Annotated in this window: 1 protein-coding gene; it reads left to right on the top strand. The window is 40.0% G+C overall.

Going from position 1 to position 1,236, the window contains the following annotated elements; genetic code table 11:
• The first annotated feature begins 76 nt into the window (after positions 1-76).
• Positions 77-1,218, top strand: a protein-coding gene (locus tag ACFPYN_RS17360) for an IS3 family transposase (RefSeq protein ID WP_377735899.1) whose coding sequence is annotated in 2 segments (ribosomal slippage) — positions 77-323 and positions 323-1,218 — 1,143 coding nt in all. Because the reading frame shifts where the segments join, the coding sequence is not laid out codon by codon here.
• Positions 1,219-1,236: the final 18 nt, after the last annotated feature.

Raw genomic sequence — 1,236 nt, 5'->3', positions numbered from 1 at the left:
TGGATAGGATACAATTAGTTGGACAACGAAATTAAGGGCAAGTAGAATAATACACAACCAGTGAGGAGAATCTACTATGTCCAAAAAAAGAAGAACATTTTCAACCGAGTTTAAAAAACAAGTGGTAGCTCTATACGAAAACGGAAAAAGCCGTCAAGATATTGTACGCGAATATGAACTAACTGCATCCGCATTAGACAGATGGATTACTCAACTTCAACAGTCTGGATCATTTACAGAGAAGGACAACCGACCTCCAGAAGAACAGGAATTAATCGAGTTAAGAAAACGGACCAAGCAGCTGGAAATGGAAGTAGATATTTTAAAGCAAGCAGCGCTGATCATGGGACGAAAATAGATGTCATTCAGAAAAATCGCCACATCTATTCGGTATCAGCAATGTGCAGAGTCCTGAATATAGCTCGAAGTACCTTCTATTATGAAACGGAAATATCGGCAAAAATAGCGCAAGAAAAAGCCGATGAAGAACAAGCATTAAAAGAAAAGATTCTAACAATATTCAAGCAGAATCGCTCTGTGTATGGAACTAGGAAAATAAAAGATGCACTTACCAAAATGGATATTACCGTATCAAGACGACGTGTTGGACGCCTAATGGCGGAGCTTGGCATCCAATCGAAATACGCGAAACCTTCCTATAAACCGATGACTTCTGCTCCAAACGAAGAATCTTTTCGAAATGTGCTCAACCGTGACTTCAAAGTAGACGAAGAATTTTCAGTATTGGTGAGTGATCTTACCTATGTAAGAGTAGGGAAGAACTGGAATTACGTCTGCTTCTTGATTGATTTATACAACCGAGAAATCGTTGGGTACAGCTTAGGAGAGCGTAAAGACTCAGCCCTAGTTCAACGCGCTTTCAAATCAGTCAATCGAGATTTAGGAGCCGTAAAAATCTTTCATACCGACAGAGGTTCCGAGTTTAAAAATGTAGAAATCGACAAGCTGTTACTTACACACGAAATAGAAAGATCGTTAAGTCGCAAAGGTAACCCCTACGACAACGCGGTAGCAGAAGCTACGTTTAAAGCGTTAAAGACAGAGCTCATCAACGGGAAGCACTTCCCGACCCTTGCCCAGCTCGCGCTTGAACTTTTTGATTACGTTAATTGGTACAACAATAGCCGTTCGCATAGCTCTTTAAGCTATTTAAGTCCGGTAGCTTATAGAAACTTAGCCCTTAAAAAAATTGTATGATTTAGTGTTGACTATCCA

It is taken from the genome of Paenisporosarcina macmurdoensis (assembly GCF_042658845.1).
Taxonomy (GTDB): domain Bacteria; phylum Bacillota; class Bacilli; order Bacillales_A; family Planococcaceae; genus Paenisporosarcina; species Paenisporosarcina macmurdoensis.
Note: the sequence above shows the minus strand (reverse complement) of the source record. Positions and strands in the feature narration are given on the sequence as shown.